Here is a 19,175-nt window from a genome sequence, read left to right on the forward strand (position 1 = left end):
AGTAAGGGATAGCCGTCAATCCGGCTATCCCTCTGTATGTCGGCAGATATGGTCGTTTGGTTTATTTGAGGAGGACCATCTTTCGGGTCAACGAACCATACTGGTGAGTCAGGCGATAGAAGTAGACCCCGCTCGGCTTGGCGCCGGCATTAAATTCGATCGAGTGATTCCCTGCGGACATCGGCTTATCCACAAGTGTTTCAACAAGCTGGCCAAGGACATTAAAGACCTCAAGCTTGACCTCGCTGCTTTTCGGCAGGGCAAAGTCAATCACGGTCGCCGGGTTAAACGGGTTCGGGTAGTTTTGTGACAAAGTAAAGACGCTCGGCAGGCCGGTCGGGTCATCATCGACACCGGTCGGGACCAGTACCGTAATAGCTCCCGGTACATAACCAGGCTCGAACAGTCCTGACGACAGCCCCGTATTGTCGGAGAGCTGAATCCGGGTGATCAAATGAAGGTTGCCGGTCAGGAGCGAATCCTTATTGATGGAGTCGATCGCTATAGTAGTCGGAGTTGCCGAAGCAGAGACCTTGAAGAACAGCTTTGCAAGAATGCCGTCAGTGCTGCTGATCGTCGGGATCGGTGACGTGAACTCCGGGACGTACGAAACCTTGACGGTCTTGTTAGCTGCGTCATGGTCGATTGCGCCGCTCCAGTTACCCGGAAGCATCGTTCCCGCAAAGGAGACAGAATCAAGCGTCAGAAACGGATGAGAGTACCTGAGCGGAACCGTGATCATGGAAAACGGTACATTGTTGTTCTGCAGTCTGACGGCGACATTAAACGATGTCCCGGCGACCGCTTCGATTGAGTCAACCTTCACATACCCTGTGTACGGTTGAGCCTGAACCGCTGCCGCACAGAGCAGGACCATCACCAGAAGGAAACTCACATTAGCTCTCGGCTGCATCAGGACCATCCTTTCCTCTATATAATGCTACCTGTTGCCGAATTCATGGACCGGTCAATGCCGGCCTCAGTACCCCTTTGCGCAAAGGGCATGCCGAAAGAACTCATTTCTCGAGTCCGGTTCGATTCGGCTCAGGTAACGCGATCTGCTGTTTAACTGTTTGTCAATAAGGACCTTAGGGCCCTGTAGTATGTCTGCACATTGCAGAGAAGTTGCACGCAGTACAAATGGTTCTGCATTTCATTATACGCACGAGTATTCCGGTGCGCAAGAAAATGCAGAAAAGGGGGCGGTCGCCGAAAGGGACATATCCTAAAGAAAACCCGCTGTCGCTTCGCGCAGCAGCGGGCTGATCTTCTGCGAATCCGGGATTATTTCCAGTCGGTCTTCACATTAACAAACATCGTCTTGTTATCACGCCAGACAAAGAAGATCACTTCGCGCGGTTTCTGAGTCTCCAGAGTCTCCATGGATGTTTTGACATCATCCACTGAGCTGATCACTTCGGACCCGATCCGCTGGATAACATCTCCCATCTGGAGACCACCGACCTCGGCCAGTCCTCCCTCGCGCATTTCTGACAGCACCACACCGTTGAGGCTGTTCACTTCGAGATTTCTCGCGATGTAATCACCGAATACGATATTGCGAACCGTAAACTCCAGCGCCTTGTTTTCATACTTTGGCGCGTTCAGAGCGGTTAACGGTGCTGATTCCAGTTTCGCCAGTACTTTCAGCGTATCCACCTGCTCATTTTCCGTGCGGAAAACGGTGAACTCCACTTGCGTGCCGGTCGGCATCTCAGCGATCCGGCGCTGGAAGATCGGGACCTCTTCCTCGCGATCCACTTCGACCGCCTCGCCATTGATCTCGTATATGATATCTCCCACTTTCAAGGACGCTTTGTCGGCTGGTGAATCCTTGACGACATCATTGACGATGATCCCGCCACCTTCGGGCAGTTTGAGGAACTCGGCAATATCCGGCGTTAATGCCTGCAGGGTGATCCCGAGCCAGCTTCTATCCTGCTCGCCCTTTTTCGGCGGGCTGGAGACCAGTTTGGCGACCCGGTCGCCGGTGACCACGCCCAGGAGAGGAATATCAAACTGATTGAAAGATTCGACCATCCCCGATGCATCTGTGTTGGCCGAGGTCGGATCAAGCAGTGATCCAAGCACGCCCACTGCCATATGTTGTTCGTTGTAGAGTACCGACGCCATCTCCATCGTGTTGAATCCGACCGTCAGCGCAAATTGCTCCGGCTTCTGGACGTAGGTGGAGATCATGCCGATATCCGCCGCGATCGGCGGAGTCACGAACTCGGGAAGCAGCATATAAAGCGCCACCCAGCTTCCCGTCTTGAACGACGGATTGTTGACAAACTTCACGGGGCTGAACTTGGTCGAGCCGGCATCGGTGATCTTGCAGAATCCAAACTTGGTGAATCGATCGACCCCGACATACTCCGCCTTGTACTTTTTCCCGTCCAGGGTCAGAACCTCGATTCGCGAGGGCGTGGTTTTGATATTCATCCCCGCCATCGACGACAACATCTGCTCGCTCGCCAGCATCGATCCATCGAACAGGATCATCCCATCCTCGGAAACGATCGTCCCCAGTGAGCGCTGTTCCTGCTCAGTCGACTGCATCCCGAAAGAGACATCAATCTTGATATCAAGGATCACCGTATAGTTTTTGGCGGCCGCCTCGAGCCGCGTAAAGTCGAAACTCTGGGCCGATCCGGTCACCGGCGCCAGCAATAAGAGCACTGCTCCAAAAAGGAGGCAGGCAGAAAGGCGAGTTTTGATCGTCATGAAGTTATTCATGGAAATTCGGTGCCTCCTTCGACACATCCGGTTCCGTCATTTTGTTTTTGTCACCCGGCTTCACCACGACCAGACGACTGGAACCGCCGCGCTTGATGCTCAAGAGAACTTTCTCTTCCTTGGTATCGCTCAGTGAAATGTACATTCTGGTATACTCGGCCAACGAACCAATATCCTGTCGATTGATACTGACCACCACATCTCCAGGTCGCAACCCACCTTCGTCGGCTGTACCAGAGCGTTTGACGCCTACGACATAGACACCAAGTGTATCCTTGAGTTGATTTTCGATCTGCATCTGGCGGGTGATCCCTTTGACCGTGAAACCCCACGCCTGGCTTTCGTAATCTTCACCCATCAGGTCTCCCAGCAGTTTGGTCGTCACTGTCAAGTCGACCGCGGACTCCCCGCGCTTGATCGTCATCTTGATCGGCGTTCCGGGAGTATGACTGGCGATATTACGATAGAATTTCGGAAGCTCTTCGACAAACCGTGCAGACACCGGCACGCCATCCAGAGCCTGGATGATATCACCAGCCTCAAGTCCGGCCTGCGCCGCCGGAGAGCCGGCATCGATCGAGGCGAGCAATACGCCCGAGGTACCATCAGTGCCGAAATACCCTTCCAGCTCCTGCAGCGCCTGAGCATGTACGCCGATCCAGCTCCGGGTGACCTTTCCCTCATTCATGATCGCCTTGGTTACTTCCTTGACGATATTGACGGGAATGGCGAACCCAATATTATTGGCAAAAAAGGTCGCGCGTGAATTGATCCCGATCACCCGCCCACGCAGGTCGACCAGCGGCCCTCCGGAATTGCCGGGATTGATCGCCGCATCTGTCTGGATCCAGAGGTTGAAGTTCCCGGTCTGCTCACCGGTCGGAAGGCGTACTTCGCTCGAGAAGTATCTATCCTTGGTCGAGACGACACCGGAGGAGACAGTCCGCGACAACGACAAGGGTGAACCCATTGCCAGCACATACTGGCCAACCTGCACTGAATCGGAATCGCCGAAATCTGCGACCGTCAGTTTCCCCTTGTATTCGGATAGATTGAGCTTCAGCACCGCCAGATCGGTCGGCGGATCTCCGCCGATATATTCAGCCGTCACTTGCTCTTTATCGTTCAGGGTGCAGATGATCCGTTCGGCTTTTCCGGCGACATGATAGTTGGTGACGACATAGCCATCCGGATGAAAGATCACCCCTGAGCCGACTACCGACTGCTTCTTGAGTTCGCCGGTGTTGTAGTCTTTTACGACCGGCTGGATATGCACCAGCGCCGGCAGGACTTTGTCGCGGGCCTGATAGATCAGGTCCTGCTGTTGTGATTGGCTGAATGCATTGCTCGCTGCCAGCATGATCAAGGCATACAGGGCGAGAGCTGAAAGTAACTTCATTCGGTTTCCTCGGTTGATAATTGCATGCCGCTTATAACACTAGAGCATGCCTTTGGTTCGGAACTTTCCCGGAGAAAGAGCCGACAACATCGATTGGCCGCTATTTCTTTGCGCGGCCCCTCGAAACTGCGGTCCCAACCGGCCAAAAGCCACATAAAAAAGCCGCCCACCGGGGCGGCCTTGGTCGATATACTGAAAAGGGAGGGATTACTTTTTCCACCGAACGTCGACTGACCCCATCCCCACATCCAGGCGGATAGTCAATCGCGTCTTGGCTGTTTCGAAGTCGGGTGATTCATACACGCCGTCCTCAAGCTCGTCCAGATCTCCCCCATGCAGGTCAACTGAAGAGAACCACTGGTCGTCATCGGATTCGATTCGGACCGCCAAACCCCTTGGCAGGATAATATCCGCGTTTCCCAGCCCAACCTCTATCTCCACCTCTGATTCGCCGGAATAAGCGCCGCGAAGGTCGAGATCGAATGAACCGGCTCCGCCAGTAAACTTGAAATGTTCGAAATTGGCATTACCAACGTTGGTAATATCCAGTGACGAAGCACCGGCATCGATCGAGAATTCCTTCATACGCTCCGGATTAGGTGCGGAAAAATCGAGCGTTCCTGAGGCTGCTCCTACTTCAATGGTCAACTCACGGATCGGCACACCGCCCAGATCAACCTCTGCTTTGCAGGCTCCCATATCGAGATTCAACTCCATCGGTGTGTGTGTGGAAAAGGCAACATCCCAATCGTGGTCGAAATCTTCGCTATTGTGACGTCGGTCCTCGAAATCTGACTCAGCCGTTACATACAGCGTCTGATTTCGCAAGTTCTTGTCGAGATGGAAATCGATATACTCGGGATCATAAAACAGATCCATTTGCGCAATATCGGACATGTCTTTGGGATTAATGATGATCGTACCGGCGGCAAACTCGAAATCAACCACCGCATCTCTCGCTCCCTCAGTCGGAATCACTTCGGTAGTATGTTTCGCCCGACCGGCCATCGAGACCGATACACCAATGATCAACAGCACGGCGACGACAAGCGCTATTCGCTTCGTTTCCATAACTCCTCCTGATAGGGAATGGGTGATCTTATGATAGATGTACGGAGACCGTGGAGAATTTGTTTCGTCGACTTCCGACTCAACTTCCCGGAGGAGTGAGGGGGGGCCGCGGAGTAGGTCCGTATGGGCCAAACTTGTCGGGCGGCTGATCTTGCGGTGAGACCGGCGGGATCGGTGGTGGTGGCGTTACCAGACGAGGAAAATCCGGTATTGGCGGTGGCGCCGGGGCAGGAGCCTCGGATGCTTTGCTTCGATAATTGACCTGTATCCCCTTATGCTCGCGATAACCGAATCTCGTTAACACCGCGGCTCCCAATCCACCAAGAAGCGGGAACAGCGTGATGATGATCGAAATGACTAAAAGGAAGATGCCAAATCCCTGCGCGACTCCGGATGATCCAAGCAGGATGGCGACCAGCACCCAGAGTAGCATGAACACAGGCACACCGATCAAGGCATGTACCACTCTATTCTGACTCCCTCCCAATACTCTGCCGGAAATGGCGGCGCCGATCTTTCCACCCAAAGCAACCACACCGGTCGCCATCGCCAGGATATAGGCCAGCGGAATAAATGGAACCACCGCGATACCGATGATCGTGATCGAAACCAGGATCAGGATCAAGGGGAGCAGGAACAGGAACAGTAGTCCGATGAATACGGCGCGCGCTTTGAATTCAAATAGGCAGGTTGAGAATGTTCCCAATTGTGCAGGGAAAAGGGTCGTGATCAAGAATGCTATGACCAGCAGAAAGGCCAAAAAACCACACACGATCACCAGGCCATCGACCGAAAACGACCGCTGCAGAACCTCCGTTGGAAAATCGAGCGGATCGGTGATCGACTGCTGACCGGACACCATCGCGCCATCTTTGACCTCGATCTCCGGCGCTTTGATATCACCATCAACTCTCCCCGACTCGGTCACCAGAACTCGGCCAGAGATAGACTGGATATCCCCTTTCACCCACCCTTTGACCGTCACTCTTCCGTAGGCCGTAAAACCGTTGGCGACAAATTCATCATAGCCGACCAGCACTGTCCCCTGCAGCGGCTTGACCATCTTCTCCTGCGTGCACCGGTCTTCGTGGGGTCGACTGAGCGCCTCAACCGCCACTCTACCTTCACCCGGACGTCCCGTTCTGACAACCACTGACTTGTCCGGGACAAACGAGTTCTGCTCAAAATCGTAGGTCCAGTGATTACCGGCGGTGTCGACCGCATCGACTCCTTCGCTGGTCAATTCGATCTCGTAGAAGATGGTATCGCGGGGGGGATTGCTGTCAGTCGTTTGAGGGGAGGTCGCCACCTGGGCATGGCACGGTGTGGCCGCTACCAAAGCGGCGATAATCGCCATGACAAAAAATGTGGCTACTGACCGTTTCATGCTACGTCCAATGTAGATTCGCCAGGTTAGAACTGGGCAACGGTCACGTCACCCGAAATGGTAACCAGCGAAACCTGAATGCCGCCGACTCCCACCGTTCCAACTAACTGGCGAGTCGACATCTTATCTATCTTCACCGGAAGTTCGGTCTTGATCGTCCCCGACTCGGATTTGAGGCGGAGGACGCCCGATGCCTCTGGTGGTACCATCAACGTAATATCACCGCTCTCGGTTTCGATAAAGAGATCGCGCGAGGTCTCCAGCGGTGTCTGGATCGTCACGCTTCCAGTTACGGTCGTCAGGTCGATCGCACCGCGTTCCTGTCGGATCGTGACATCCGCCGACGTCGTCTTCACGCGCACATCTCCATCGACAAACTGCAGGTCGATCGCGCCGGTTGGCTGTCGCACCGTCACGGGTCCGAACAACATATCGCCTCGCGTCGATCCAGCGCTGTTGGCGATATCAACCGCCCCTTCAATGCTCGTCAGCACGACACTGGCCGCGGCCGACCGGATCTCCACTGAGCCGTGTATCGTCGTCAGGGCGATCGACTGGGCCGAACTGTTCATTCTCAGGTCGCCATCGATCTCGCTGATCCGCACATCCCCTTCGCCGTTGTCCAGCGTCACCCGGCAGTTGCGCGGGACTTTTATCGAAAAGCTGACTTCGCCGAATGAATCTTCTTTTCCTCGACCGAGCACCTTCTGCCAGAAGGAGCGCCCACGTTCGCGGATCGGCAAATAATTGGCGGCAACCTTTACCGCCTGATTATTGTGCTCAACTCTGATCTCGATATGATCCGCGATCTCGGCCGCTTCACGATCGTCCCCGATCTTGATATGCTTGACCGCGTCGATAATGATTGTCGACTGGTCATGGCCGATGATCTCGATGTCACCGTCCTGGCAGGTCAGACTTAACTCTGCCCTGTCACCGACTTCGACGATCCGCTGATATTGAAACGTATGGTCTCCGGCTTGCAGCCCTGCGGCTACCAGACCGAGACATACGACCCATAAGGTCAACCGATTCACCTACACCTCATGCCTGCGGAACAGGCGCTTGGGTTTGGACTAGAGATGCCGAAGCTTCTTTTTCAGCAGCTCCCGGGCCCGGAAGATACGGGCTTTGACCGTTCCGACCGGGATATCTAGTAAATCGGCTATTTCCTCGTACGATTTATCTTCTTTATGCCGGTAAACTATGACATCGCGATAGTTCTTCGGCAGCGAATCGATAGCTTCTTCAATGGAAAAACTCTGTTCCTTCCGTTCCAGGTCCCTTTCCGGGTGGTAGGAATAATCTGCCACCTCGATTTCCACAGTCCCGTCACGGGTTTCCAGGGGACGATCCAGCGAGAGCGCCTGGATCCGCTTTTTGCGGAGGAAGTCGATCGACGAATTGGCAGCGATTTTATAGAGCCAGGTGGAGAACCGGTACTCTGACCGATAGGAGGCGAGGGCGGAAAAGGCCTTCATAAACGTCTCCTGCACCAGATCGTTGGCAACCTCGTCGTTGCGGACTATCTTGTTGATAATATGGAAGATAGACTGTCGGTGCTTCTCCATCAGGTGCGTGTACGCCCGCTGGTTACCCGCCAGTGCTTCTTCGATCCAGATGCCGTCTTCGTCCTGCAAACGAGTCCTACTTTAGGTACGGGGTTAGCTCGAAGCCTGTTTCAGTCAAGCGAATAAAATAAGGCCAGACTTGGTGTTAGCCAAGTATTTTTACCGGCGCTCAACTGTTCACGTACCCCTGCAGATAAGTCTTCTTCGGGTCGTGGCTCCGCAGGTCTATCTTCTTTTCCAGATACGCCTTAAGGTTGGTGAGGAAAAAGACCCAGCCGTTGCGACACCCCATATGCCAGTTGATCCGCGCATCAGGCGTGTCTTTCATCCCGAATTGACGAAGAACGCAGTCCGTCCCCAGCTTTGTCTTCTTGACCGTTACTTCAACCGTCTCGCCATCGGAGCCAAAAGTGAATCTGAAAGATCTATTCTCTCGGATCGCCAAAACGGTCTCATCACCGGTAGCACCGGTCAGAAATTTCATATAAAATCTGCCCCCCTTTTTGGGCTCCAATTTCGCCTCGGTCATGAACCACTTCACGATCTCTTTGTCGCTGGTCCAGGCCTTGAATACCCGCTCCGGAGTTGCCCGGATCTCTATCTTCTCTGTAAACTGCGTCCAGTCATATTTCTTTGACTTTGTTGCCATTGCCTATTCTCCACTGTTCAGAAATTGCGCAGCAAATCCAGGCTGCCGTCTGCCTGTTCAATTTTATACAAATCGGTAAACAGCTACAAGGAAAAAGCCGCCAACGACTGAAGGGACAAGCGGATTCAGCCGTAAATAATTGAAGGTAGGAGTAAGAGAGGTAGATGCTGTACGATTATCCGCAGTACTACGAAATCGCGTTTTCTTTTCGGGATATCGAGGCGGAAGCTTCGTTCCTGGATAGCTGTATCAAACGCTTTTCAAAAACGACCACGCGCGATGTCTTTGAGATCGCTTGTGGTCCTGCTCCCCATGCCGGTGCGCTGACTCAGCTCGGCTACCAGTATGCCGGACTCGATATCAATCGCAACATGCTCGACCATGCCTCTTACAAGTGGCGCGGCCTGAAGCCGGCTCCTCGTTTCGTCGAGGGGAATATGGTCTCATTCAACCTGCCGCAATCCGCTGATTTTGCTTTCGTCATGCTTGGCTCGCTCTACCTCAATTCTATTGAAGAAATGACCAGTCATTTTAACTCGATGGCTCGCCTGCTTCGACCCGGCGGGCTCTATTTCCTCGACTGGTGCATCCAGTTCACCGATCCGATGATTCGTGAGATGTCTAATGTCGTGGTGAACGAGGCCGAGGGGATCAGTATCGAATCCCGATTCGCCGTCAAGCTGATAGATTCCGCCCGGCAAATGTACGAAGAGGTCTGGACGATCAATATCGATGATCACGGTCGGCATCGGACTTTCCGTATGGTTGAACGGAACAAAGCGATCTTCCCGCAGGAGTTCCTGTTGTTCCTCGAAAGCCGCACTGACTTTGAGTTTGTTGGATGGTGGCATGATTGGGATCTGACGAAGCCGATCGATGGCTCCGCGCATGTCACGCGCCCGGTGGTGCTGATCCGGCGGAAGTAGCCTCACTTCGTTCTTGAACTCAAGTATCAGCAGAAATTCAAACGGGTGATTCCCTCTGCTTCTGGGAACCACCCGTCATTTGTTATACCCGTTCAGCGTCTTGCCGATTCAGGTGGGCCGTTTAATGTCCTGCCCGGGACCATCAACTCGAGCCGCCGCAACAGCGAGCGACACGGGGCGTAGTGTAACGCTTCATGTTCGTTCTCCTTTATCTCTGGAGGGTTTTCTTTTCTCTCTATGAGCATGCTCGGAACGTTTGTTGGCTTTGGTCTCTACCCTCTTCGGAGCGGGCGCGATCTGTACATCATTGCAGCAGCAGGGAAAACAGCCGACCAACTGGACGCAGAACGATTTGACGTTCTCCGCATTCAATTCGTACAAGACTTGTTGCCCTGCTCTTTTTCGCACCACCATTCCTGCCGCCAGCAAAGTCTGCAAGTGGCGCGTAATGGTCGGCTGCGATAGATTGAAAAACGAGACAATCTCGCCCACCGACCTCCCCTGGCCTTCCAACATCAGCAGTATCTTCAACCGAGTCGGGTCGGCCATCGCTTTCATTCCCGACGGAAGCTGGTCTGTGGTCTCTGTCTTTTTCATATTCATACATATATACACATAGATGCATAAGTTTGTTCCCGGAGATCTGCAGATTGTGCCTTGCGCCCGGTCAGTCAATTTCCGATATTGCGACAAATCAAGCAGCAGCAAGCAGTTACATGACCAGCCAAACCGACCGTCCCGCCCGCAAAAAACGTCCCCTCCATGTCTATATCTTTTGGGGGCTGGCAGTGGGAGTTTTCGCCGGACTCGTGGTCAATCTCTGGGTCGGCGGCTCGGACCCGACTGTTAAAGCGGTAATCTTCCATATCACCGAACCGATCGGCCAGCTCTTCCTTCGCTTGCTTTTGATGGTGGTGGTCCCGCTGGTCTTCTCGTCGTTGATCGTGGGAGTCTCCGGGATCGGGGACCTTCGGACGCTAGGACGGATCGGCCTCAAGTCTTTCGCCTATACGTTTATCATTTCAGCGATCTCAGTTGCGATCGGCATTACGCTGGCCAATACGATCAAACCGGGGAACCGGGTGGATGCGTCCACTGCCACCGCTTTGCAGGAGCGGTATGGCACCGAGGCATCCAAGCGAGTCGAAGCGGTCAAGCAGACCGGAGTAGACAGCCCGTTCATGCAGGTGGTGAAGACCATAGTCCCGACCAACCCATTTGCGGCGATAGCATCTGATACGCCCAACATGCTCCATCTGATGTTTTTCGCGCTGGTGCTCGGGATCGCCGCCACCTTGATCCCCGGCGAAGCCAGCCGACCATTTGTTTCATTCCTCGAGTCGGTTTTCCGACTCTCCGCCAAACTGATCGATCTGATCATGTATGCCGCACCGTTTGCGGTCGCCTGTCTGCTTTTCAACAACATCGCTCAGTTCGGCCTCGAGCTGCTTGGCGCGCTCGGGTGGTTTATCGTGACCGTGCTTCTTGGCCTGTCACTGCATATGTTCGGGGTTTACTCACTCTCGATAGCCTGGCTCTCGCGCATCAGTCCGCTGGAATTTTTCAAGCGGATCAAAACAGTCATGTTGACTGCGTTCTCCACCTCATCGTCGAACGCCACACTCCCGACCGCATTGGTTGAGACCGAAAAGAATCTTGGTGTCCCGCGCCATATCACCAATTTTGTCCTGACAGTTGGCGCCACCGCCAATCAGAACGGGACCGCGCTCTACGAGGGGGTGACGGTTCTTTTCCTGGCGCAACTCTCCGGTATTGATTTGAGTATAGGGCAGCAGATCATGGTCGCCTATCTGGCGATTTTGGGTGGGATCGGAACAGCGGGGGTGCCGTCGGGATCAATTCCGTTCATCATTCTGGTGCTGGCGACAATCCATGTCAACCCTGCACTGATCGCAGTGATCTTAGGAGTGGACAGAGTGCTGGATATGTGCCGGACGACACTCAATGTCGCAGGGGATATCACCGCCGCGACGTATGTTGCTCGCTCCGAAGGCTACACGCTATTGCAGACGCAGCCGGTCGAAGAATAGCCTCTCCCCTATCACCTCATCTCTCGATGATCTTACAGTGGAATATTCCCATGCTTTTTGGGCGGGTTGCTGTCCTTTTTGGTTGCCAGCATCTCGAATGCACGAATCAACCGTGGGCGAGTCGTTTTCGGCTCGATAATATCGTCCACATACCCACGCGCGGCTGCAATAAACGGATTGGCGAATTTCTCGCGATACTCTTCTTCCTTCCGCTTCAGCTCAAGCTCCGGATTCGAGGAGGCTGTGATCTCTTTCTTGAAGATGATCTCGACCGCCCCCTTTGGCCCCATCACCGCGATCTCGGCAGTCGGCCAGGCGTAATTCATATCGCCGCGGACGTGCTTGGAGTTCATGACATCGTACGCGCCGCCGTACGCTTTGCGGGTGATGACGGTCACTTTGGGAACAGTCGCCTCGCAATAAGCGAAGAGCAGTTTCGCGCCGGAGCGGATGATCCCGCCATGTTCCTGATCTGTGCCGGGCATAAAACCGGGAACATCCTCAAATGTCAGGATCGGGATATTAAATGCATCGCAGAAGCGGATGAACCGCGCCCCCTTGACCGAGGAGTTGATATCCAGCACACCGGCCATCACCGCCGGCTGATTGGCGATAATCCCGATTGAGCGTCCACCCAATCTTGCAAATCCAACGACGATATTCTGAGCGAACTCCTCATGCACTTCAAAGAAAGAGTCCGTATCCACCACGCGCGTGATGACATCTTTGATATCGTATGGCTGGTTCGGGTTTTCCGGGATCAAATGATTCAGTTCTTTGTCTTCGCGATCCAACGGGTCGCTGCACGGAAATAGCGGGGCATCCTCAAGATTGTTCTGCGGCATATATGACAGCAGACGCTTCACTTTTTCGATCGCGTCCGCCTCGTTGTCGCAGGCGAAATGCGATACACCGGATTTGGAAGCATGCACCATCGCGCCGCCCAGCTCCTCCGAAGTCACCTGTTCATGCGTGACAGTTTTGACCACATTGGGGCCGGTCACAAACATGTAGGAACTCCCCTTGGTCATCAGCACGAAATCGGTGATCGCCGGCGAATAAACCGCGCCACCTGCGCAGGGTCCGAGAATGACCGAAATCTGCGGGATCACTCCCGAAGCAAGCGTGTTGCGGAGAAATATATCTGCATAGCCGCCCAGCGATACAACACCCTCTTGAATGCGTGCGCCGCCCGAATCATTGAGGCCAACCACCGGCGCTCCGACCTTCATCGCCATATCCATGATCTTGCAGATCTTCTCGGCGTGTGCCTCGGAAAGCGATCCGCCGAAAACCGTGAAATCCTGCGAGAATATGAAAACCGGGCGGCCATGGACTTTGCCGCACCCGGTGATGACGCCGTCGCCCAGCACTTTCTGCTCGGCCAGCCCGAAGTCTGATGACCGATGAGTGACGAACATATCAAACTCTTCGAATGATCGTTCATCCACCAGCAGTTCGATCCGCTCGCGTGCGGTCAGTTTCCCCTTTTGGTGCTGGGCATCGATACGGTCCTGTCCGCCTCCCAGACGTGCCTGGAGACGCATTTTCTCAAGATGGTTCAGCTTTTCTTCGAGTGACACGCCGATTCCTTTGGCTATGGTTTACGGTCGGACGATCAGTCAACCGGTTCGAGAATATACTGCTTTTCTGTCGATTTGATACGACCGAGTGGTTGGTGAACCGCATGGTCGAACGCGACCACCACATCCTGGTCGACAATGCGCGGGATAGCGATCCGTTTCGCCTCAAGCGAAGCGATGGGATAAATGTCCGCCGCGGGGACAAACGGCAGTCGCGCATAAAAGTATGACTGGAGCAGGTCGCCGTAATAGTAGACGCGCTTTCCCTCGGATTCCATTTCGATAGCGTAATGCCCTTCGGAATGTCCGCCGGTGAAAACCGCTCTGATCCCTGGGAAAAGCTCTGTGGATGCTTCGATAAACTGCACCTGTCCGTGATCCTGCAACGGACGCAGTCTGTCCTGGATATAGACCGCCGAAGTACGCTCGTTAGCGTGGAATGCCGCGTCCCATTCTTTCTTTTCGATAATGTACTTCGCATTGGGGAAGCGCGGGACGTAGGCGCCATCGACCAGCTTCACCGCGCCACCGGCGTGGTCGGTATGCAAATGCGATAGGATCGCGTAGTCAATATCTGCCGGGGTTAAGCCGAGCGAAGCCAAACCCGAATCGAGATTTGATTCGCCCGAGGTACTGTAAACCTTCTTCTCTCGATCTGAAAGCGTGTCGCCGAGACCGACATCAAAGACCATCCGTTTGCCATGCGCAGTGAGGACGAACAGATTGCAGTGCATCGGGACAAGATTGTTGTCATCCGCCGGAAGCAGTTTATTCCACATACTTTTCGGGACGACCCCAAACATAAGACCTCCGTCGAGGCGGAAACGCGACTCGACGAAGGTCTGTATTTCAAACTGCCCGAATTTCATCAGGCGATCTTCCCTACCGCCCGATCACGTTGCCGGCGATCACGAGGCGCTGAACTTCCGAAGTTCCCTCGTAGATCTCCAACACGCGCTGGTCGCGGTATAGTTTTTCGATCGGTGAGAATTCGCCGATAAAGCCGTAGCCGCCCCAGATCTGCATCGCACGGTCGATACAGAAGCGCGCGGTTTCCGAGGCGTACAATTTCGCCATGGAGGCTTCGAGCGAGAATTTCTCGCCACGGTCCTGCATCAGTACCGCCTTGTAAGTCAGGCAGCGGGCGGCTTCAAGACGGGTCGCCATATCGGCGATCATCCACTGGATCGCCTGCAGCTTGGCAATTGGCTGGCCGAATGCCTGACGCGCCTTGGCGCGCTTGACCGACTCATCCAGCGCACGCTGCGCGATACCGACACCCTGCGCCGCAACACCGATACGGGCGGAGTCGAGCGTCGCCATGGCGTAACGGAATCCTTTACCGACTTCACCAAGGAGATTCTCTTTCGGGATCTTGACATCCTTCAGAATGATCCCACCGGTCGTGGCGGCGCGCATCCCCATCTTATGTTTCAGCGTACGGGCAGTCCAGCCGGGCTGTTTGGTGTCGACCAAAAATGTCGACATCTTCGGCTGGCCCTCGATTCGGCAGAACAGTACACCAAGATCTGCGACATCGCCATGCATGATGAAGATCTTCTCGCCGTTGACGATATAGCTGTCGCCGTTTTCGACCGCGACTGTCTTCTGGTTGGCGGCATCGGAGCCGGCTTCGGGCTCGGTCAGCACGAATGCCGGAACTCGTTTGCCACTGGCGCAATCCGGCACATATTTCTTTTTGTGTTCTTCACTCGCGAAATGGATGATCGGATGGGTCGCCAATTCCGCGACGGCGCACAACAGCGCAATCGCCGGATCATGATAGCACATCTCTTCGACGAGCGTGATATACTCGAGATTCGATTTCCCCTGCCCGCCATATTCCTTCGGCATGACGTAGCCGATAAAGCCCGCTTCGCCGATCTTCCGATACAGATCGATCGGGAATTTGCGCGGTTCGGGCATCCGGTCCAGTTCTTCCGACACCGGATACATATATTTCTCTGCGAATACTTTTACTTCATCCCTGACAGCCTGCTGTCTCGGGTCAATGTTGTACGGCATAGTTCCTCCGAGAACCAACGTCAAAAGTCAAATGCGTTACCAAAATGTTACCTCTAAGAATTTGCGTTTTCTAAGACAACAACCCTTCCCCGAGATCGTCATTGCGAGGAGGCCGGTCTGTGGGTAATCCCACGAGCACTCGTTAGCCTCCGGCCGACGAAGCAATCCCCCACTTTACATGATCGCCTGGTCAGGCTTTTTCGCCGCGATCGCTTTCCGCAAGTACTCGATCGCTTCCTCGGTCGGCGCGCCGGGGGTGAAAACTTTCGCCACGCCCAGCTTTTCCAATTCTTCCTTGTCGTCATCCGGGATAATCCCGCCGCCGAACAAAAGAATGTCATTAGCGCCGCGCTTCTTCATCTCATCCAGCACCGCCGGGAAAAGCGTCATATGCGCGCCGGAGAGGATCGACAGCCCGATAGCGTCGACATCTTCCTGAATGGCAGCTTCGACGATCATTTCCGGGGTTTGGCGAAGGCCGGTGTAGATCACTTCCATGCCGGCATCGCGGAAAGCGGCGGCGATCACTTTGATGCCGCGGTCATGTCCATCGAGTCCAGGCTTGGCTAACAGTACGCGAATTTTCTTTGTCATGATATCTCTATCTTCAACTGCTTATCTGCATAACTAACGTCAGCTCACCTGCATCGCGCTGGCGGATTCAGCGTATTCGCCCCACGTCTCGCGCAGGACATCGCACATCTCACCGACCGTCACATAGGCCCGCGAACAATCCAGAATCGCCTCAAACGTATTCCCCTGACCGGCGGCCACTGTGCGAAGATGATCCAATGTCGCCTTCACTTTGGCGGCATCCCGCTGCGCCTTGATCTTCTTCAGGAACGCAACCTGATCCTTCTCCACCGTCCGGTCGATTTTGAGCACCGGGATATCGATCTTTTCGTTTTCCATGGTGAAATCGTTGACCCCAACGATCACGCGCTCTTTCTTCTCCAGTTCCATCTGGAAGCGATAAGCCGCTTTGGCCAATTCGCGCTGGAAGAACCCTTCCTCGATACAATTGAGCACACCGCCGCGACGTTCGATCTCGGCGAAGTATTCCTCCGCCTCGGCTTCCATTTTGTCGGTGAGCGCTTCGACGAAGTACGAACCGCCCAACGGATCGACCGTATTGGCGACACCGGTCTCGAACGCAATGATCTGCTGCGTGCGCAGCGCTATCAAGGCTGCCTTTTCGGATGGCAGCGCCAGCGTTTCATCCATCGAATTGGTATGCAGCGACTGTGTGCCGCCGAGAACGCCGGACAGCGCCTGGATGGCGGTACGGACGATATTATTCTCCGGCTGCTGAGCCGTGAGGGAACATCCGGCAGTCTGGGTATGGAAACGAAGCATCCAGCTCTTGGGATTTTTCGCGCCAAACTTGTCGCGCATCCAGCGCGAGTAGATCCGTCGGGCCGCCCGATATTTGGCGATCTCCTCAAAGAAATCGGAATGGGCGTTAAAGAAGTAGGACAGGCGCGGCGCAAAATCATCGACATTCTGTCCGGCCGCAATCGCGGACTCAATATAGCAGAAACCATCAGCCAAGGTAAACGCCAGCTCCTGCACCGCGGTGGCGCCGGCCTCGCGGATATGATAACCGGAGATCGAGATCGTATTGTACTGCGGCACATGCTTGGTGCAGTAATCCATCATGTCGGTGATAAGGCGAATCGATGGTCGCGGCGGGAAAATGAACTCCTTCTGCGCGATATACTCTTTGAGAATATCGTTCTGCAGTGTCCCGCGCACTTGGTCAAACGGTACTTTCTGCTTTTCGGCAACCGCGAGGTACATGGCCAGAAGGATTGACGCCGGCGAATTGATCGTCATCGAGGTCGAAACCTTCGAAAGGTCGATATCGCCGAAAATGATCTCCATATCGGCGAGGGTATCAACCGCCACGCCGCACTTGCCGACCTCACCGAGTGAACGGGGATGGTCGGAGTCGTATCCCATCAGAGTCGGAAGATCAAACGCGGTCGAAAGACCGGTGCCGCCCTGAGCCAGAATATATTTGAACCGTTCGTTGGTCTGTTTAGGCGTCCCCATACCGGCAAACTGGCGCATTGTCCAGAGCTTGGTCCGATAGAGCGTGTGATGCACGCCGCGGGTGTAGGGAAATTCACCGGGGAGGCCGATTTTTTCGAAATAATGATCTTCGCGATCCGCTCCCTTGACCATGTCCGGCGTGTATAGCTCGTCGATATCGACACCAGAGATAGTGAAAAAGCGGGGAAGGGATCTCTGTTTGCGGAAGCGTTCCGCAACTTTGTTCCATTCCGTTAACCGGGCCCGGAGTTTTTCCAACAACGTCTTACTGTACATACAGGCAATTCTCCAATTCGCAATAAGGTCACACTATACTACTTTCGCCCGACAAACGCAAGCGAGATAGCGCTCCGACCGACTCGGGGGTGAAGCACTAATACCATCCTCCACAACCAGTTACGGCGTCGAACCAATTCTCGCAGTGGGAGCAGTTCAGTCTATTTCTTCTTTGACATGGAGATGGTTGGCCCGCACTATATCGGATGCCACACTTCCGCTGGATTCGCGCTGGTGCCCAATTGGTTCATCGGGATCCTGCGTTGTCACTGGCAGTTCGACGTCTCTTTTTCGCCACAATGTTGAACCAGACGAGCACGACCAAATGGGAAGAGGTCGTTCCCGATACCTACCATTATTGCCAGGCGGCCGCCAAGATCACATCCGGATTTGACTTCGATTCGTTTGGCGTGCAGACTTTCGGCCCCGGTTATCCCCTCTTTCTGGCCTTCCTGCGTGTCATCACCGGGCATTCCCCGATTGGCATGATGCTCCTCCAGATTCTACTGAGTTCACCTTGCCTCGGCATTGAAGCCACCTGGGCCTATCCGGTGACCATGCGTTTAGGACCTGGATCGCCGGATTACCTCAACGCGCTTCATCACGGCAATCCTTTGTCCGAACATCTTTCTGATGCGGAAACCCTCTTCATGTCGCTTGTGCCGTGACAGACGCTGCCTTTATCCGCTCTGGTCGGCCATGCACCGCTCGCGCTATTGGATGGCTGTCCTTGCAGGTGCCTTCCTTGGGGTCGCTACCTTGACGCGCTCAATGGGTATTGGCTTGCCGGTTGTGTTGTTCGCGCTGGCATTTATTGGCGACCGTTTCGGTTTGGTACGCCGCCTGAAGATCGGGGTAGTTTGTCTCGTCATGGCATGTGCTCTCGTAATTTCCTGGAGCACTTTTTACAATCCTGAGACATCCCGTGTGACGGGCGCAGTCCCGAGCGCGATGTTCCGCCTCGTGCGAGCCATTGACGTCCAACAGAGAAACATCTCGATGACTGAAGCCACCCGGCAATTTGAGGCGGCGTGTCAGCAACATGCCAAGGACTCTACGGGAAACTACCTGGCTTCAACCCGTATTCTGTCGACCAATCGATTCAAGGAATTGCTTAACGAAGAACCGATTCAGGTGATCATGGTGATACTCCGGAATATCCGGGATAATATGCACAATGAACTCAGTATGGTGAGACTACAGATACCGACAATTGACAGGTTTTGCGAATCAGTACGGCTCTTTAACGTTAAAGAGCGACTCAACTACCGGGTAACGGTGCTGTCCCTGATCGGCGCGACACTTCTTTGCTTCCGTCGCCAGTGGCGAGTCTGCCTCTCCTGGCAGTGATCTTCGTCTACTTTGCCCTGATGTCTGGCTTCTCGGACCTCCAAACCTCCCGCATCTTCTACGCAGAACCAGTTCTGGTCGATCATGGTCGCC

General features: G+C 54.3%; 18 protein-coding genes. 4 read left to right on the plus strand and 14 right to left on the minus strand.

Features of this window, described 5'->3' with window-relative positions; all coding sequences use genetic code 11:
- Positions 1-61: 61 nt before the first annotated feature.
- From IPH75_11340 to IPH75_11375, 8 genes are all read right to left on the minus strand, one after another.
- Complete coding sequence (locus IPH75_11340; protein MBK7142663.1) at positions 62-913, minus strand: T9SS type A sorting domain-containing protein; 852 nt, start codon at positions 911-913, stop codon at positions 62-64.
- A 371-nt stretch (positions 914-1,284) separates the two neighbouring features.
- Positions 1,285-2,739, minus strand: a complete 1,455-nt coding sequence (locus tag IPH75_11345) for a PDZ domain-containing protein (protein ID MBK7142664.1) — start codon at positions 2,737-2,739, stop codon at positions 1,285-1,287.
- Complete coding sequence (locus IPH75_11350) at positions 2,732-4,138, minus strand: trypsin-like peptidase domain-containing protein (protein ID MBK7142665.1); 1,407 nt, start codon at positions 4,136-4,138, stop codon at positions 2,732-2,734. Before IPH75_11350 ends, IPH75_11345 begins: the two co-directional genes overlap by 8 nt.
- Positions 4,139-4,345: 207 nt before the next feature.
- Positions 4,346-5,209, minus strand: a complete 864-nt coding sequence (locus tag IPH75_11355; protein MBK7142666.1) for a hypothetical protein — start codon at positions 5,207-5,209, stop codon at positions 4,346-4,348.
- 79 nt (positions 5,210-5,288) lie between these two features.
- Positions 5,289-6,596, minus strand: a complete 1,308-nt coding sequence (locus IPH75_11360; GenBank protein MBK7142667.1) for a polymer-forming cytoskeletal protein — start codon at positions 6,594-6,596, stop codon at positions 5,289-5,291.
- 26 nt (positions 6,597-6,622) lie between these two features.
- Positions 6,623-7,633, minus strand: a complete 1,011-nt coding sequence (locus IPH75_11365; GenBank protein ID MBK7142668.1) for a DUF4097 family beta strand repeat protein — start codon at positions 7,631-7,633, stop codon at positions 6,623-6,625.
- A gap of 39 nt (positions 7,634-7,672) precedes the next feature.
- The gene (locus tag IPH75_11370; GenBank protein ID MBK7142669.1) at positions 7,673-8,167 is read right to left on the minus strand and encodes a sigma-70 family RNA polymerase sigma factor; all 495 of its coding nucleotides are present in this window, start codon (positions 8,165-8,167) and stop codon (positions 7,673-7,675) included.
- A 169-nt stretch (positions 8,168-8,336) separates the two neighbouring features.
- Complete coding sequence (locus IPH75_11375) at positions 8,337-8,816, minus strand: SRPBCC domain-containing protein (GenBank protein ID MBK7142670.1); 480 nt, start codon at positions 8,814-8,816, stop codon at positions 8,337-8,339.
- Positions 8,817-8,980: 164 nt separating this feature from the next.
- Between IPH75_11375 and IPH75_11380 the strand changes: the two genes are divergently transcribed.
- Positions 8,981-9,742, plus strand: coding sequence for a class I SAM-dependent methyltransferase (locus IPH75_11380; GenBank protein MBK7142671.1), 762 nt, complete (start codon positions 8,981-8,983; stop codon positions 9,740-9,742).
- Positions 9,743-9,934: 192 nt separating this feature from the next.
- Here the strand turns inward: IPH75_11380 and IPH75_11385 are convergent, their stop codons facing one another.
- Positions 9,935-10,339: a winged helix-turn-helix transcriptional regulator gene (locus IPH75_11385; GenBank protein ID MBK7142672.1), complete on the minus strand. Its 405-nt coding sequence runs from the start codon at positions 10,337-10,339 to the stop codon at positions 9,935-9,937.
- A 119-nt stretch (positions 10,340-10,458) separates the two neighbouring features.
- Here IPH75_11385 and IPH75_11390 point away from each other — a divergent pair, with 119 nt between their 5' ends.
- On the plus strand, positions 10,459-11,793 hold the full coding sequence (locus tag IPH75_11390; GenBank protein ID MBK7142673.1) for a dicarboxylate/amino acid:cation symporter: 1,335 nt from the start codon (positions 10,459-10,461) through the stop codon (positions 11,791-11,793).
- A 32-nt stretch (positions 11,794-11,825) separates the two neighbouring features.
- Here the strand turns inward: IPH75_11390 and IPH75_11395 are convergent, their stop codons facing one another.
- The 5 genes from IPH75_11395 to IPH75_11415 form a co-directional block, all read right to left on the minus strand.
- A complete protein-coding gene (locus tag IPH75_11395; protein ID MBK7142674.1) occupies positions 11,826-13,340 on the minus strand; it encodes an acyl-CoA carboxylase subunit beta in 1,515 nt (504 codons plus the stop codon).
- A 71-nt stretch (positions 13,341-13,411) separates the two neighbouring features.
- On the minus strand, positions 13,412-14,245 hold the full coding sequence (locus IPH75_11400) for an MBL fold metallo-hydrolase (protein MBK7142675.1): 834 nt from the start codon (positions 14,243-14,245) through the stop codon (positions 13,412-13,414).
- 13 nt (positions 14,246-14,258) lie between these two features.
- Positions 14,259-15,401, minus strand: a complete 1,143-nt coding sequence (locus IPH75_11405; protein MBK7142676.1) for an acyl-CoA dehydrogenase family protein — start codon at positions 15,399-15,401, stop codon at positions 14,259-14,261.
- A 174-nt stretch (positions 15,402-15,575) separates the two neighbouring features.
- Entirely contained in the window at positions 15,576-15,995 is a 420-nt protein-coding gene (locus IPH75_11410; GenBank protein MBK7142677.1) for a cobalamin B12-binding domain-containing protein, read from the minus strand.
- Between the two features lie 39 nt (positions 15,996-16,034).
- Positions 16,035-17,732: a methylmalonyl-CoA mutase family protein gene (locus IPH75_11415; protein MBK7142678.1), complete on the minus strand. Its 1,698-nt coding sequence runs from the start codon at positions 17,730-17,732 to the stop codon at positions 16,035-16,037.
- Between the two features lie 206 nt (positions 17,733-17,938).
- On the opposite strand from IPH75_11415, the gene IPH75_11420 reads away from it, so the two are divergent.
- Both IPH75_11420 and IPH75_11425 read left to right on the plus strand, forming a co-directional pair.
- Complete coding sequence (locus IPH75_11420) at positions 17,939-18,400, plus strand: hypothetical protein (protein MBK7142679.1); 462 nt, start codon at positions 17,939-17,941, stop codon at positions 18,398-18,400.
- Between the two features lie 331 nt (positions 18,401-18,731).
- Positions 18,732-19,082 carry a hypothetical protein gene (locus IPH75_11425; GenBank protein MBK7142680.1) on the plus strand — a complete coding sequence of 117 codons (351 nt, stop codon included), beginning with the start codon at positions 18,732-18,734 and terminating at the stop codon, positions 19,080-19,082.
- Positions 19,083-19,175: the final 93 nt, after the last annotated feature.

This window comes from bacterium (genome assembly GCA_016708025.1).
Taxonomy (GTDB): Bacteria; Zixibacteria; MSB-5A5; order GN15; family FEB-12; genus FEB-12.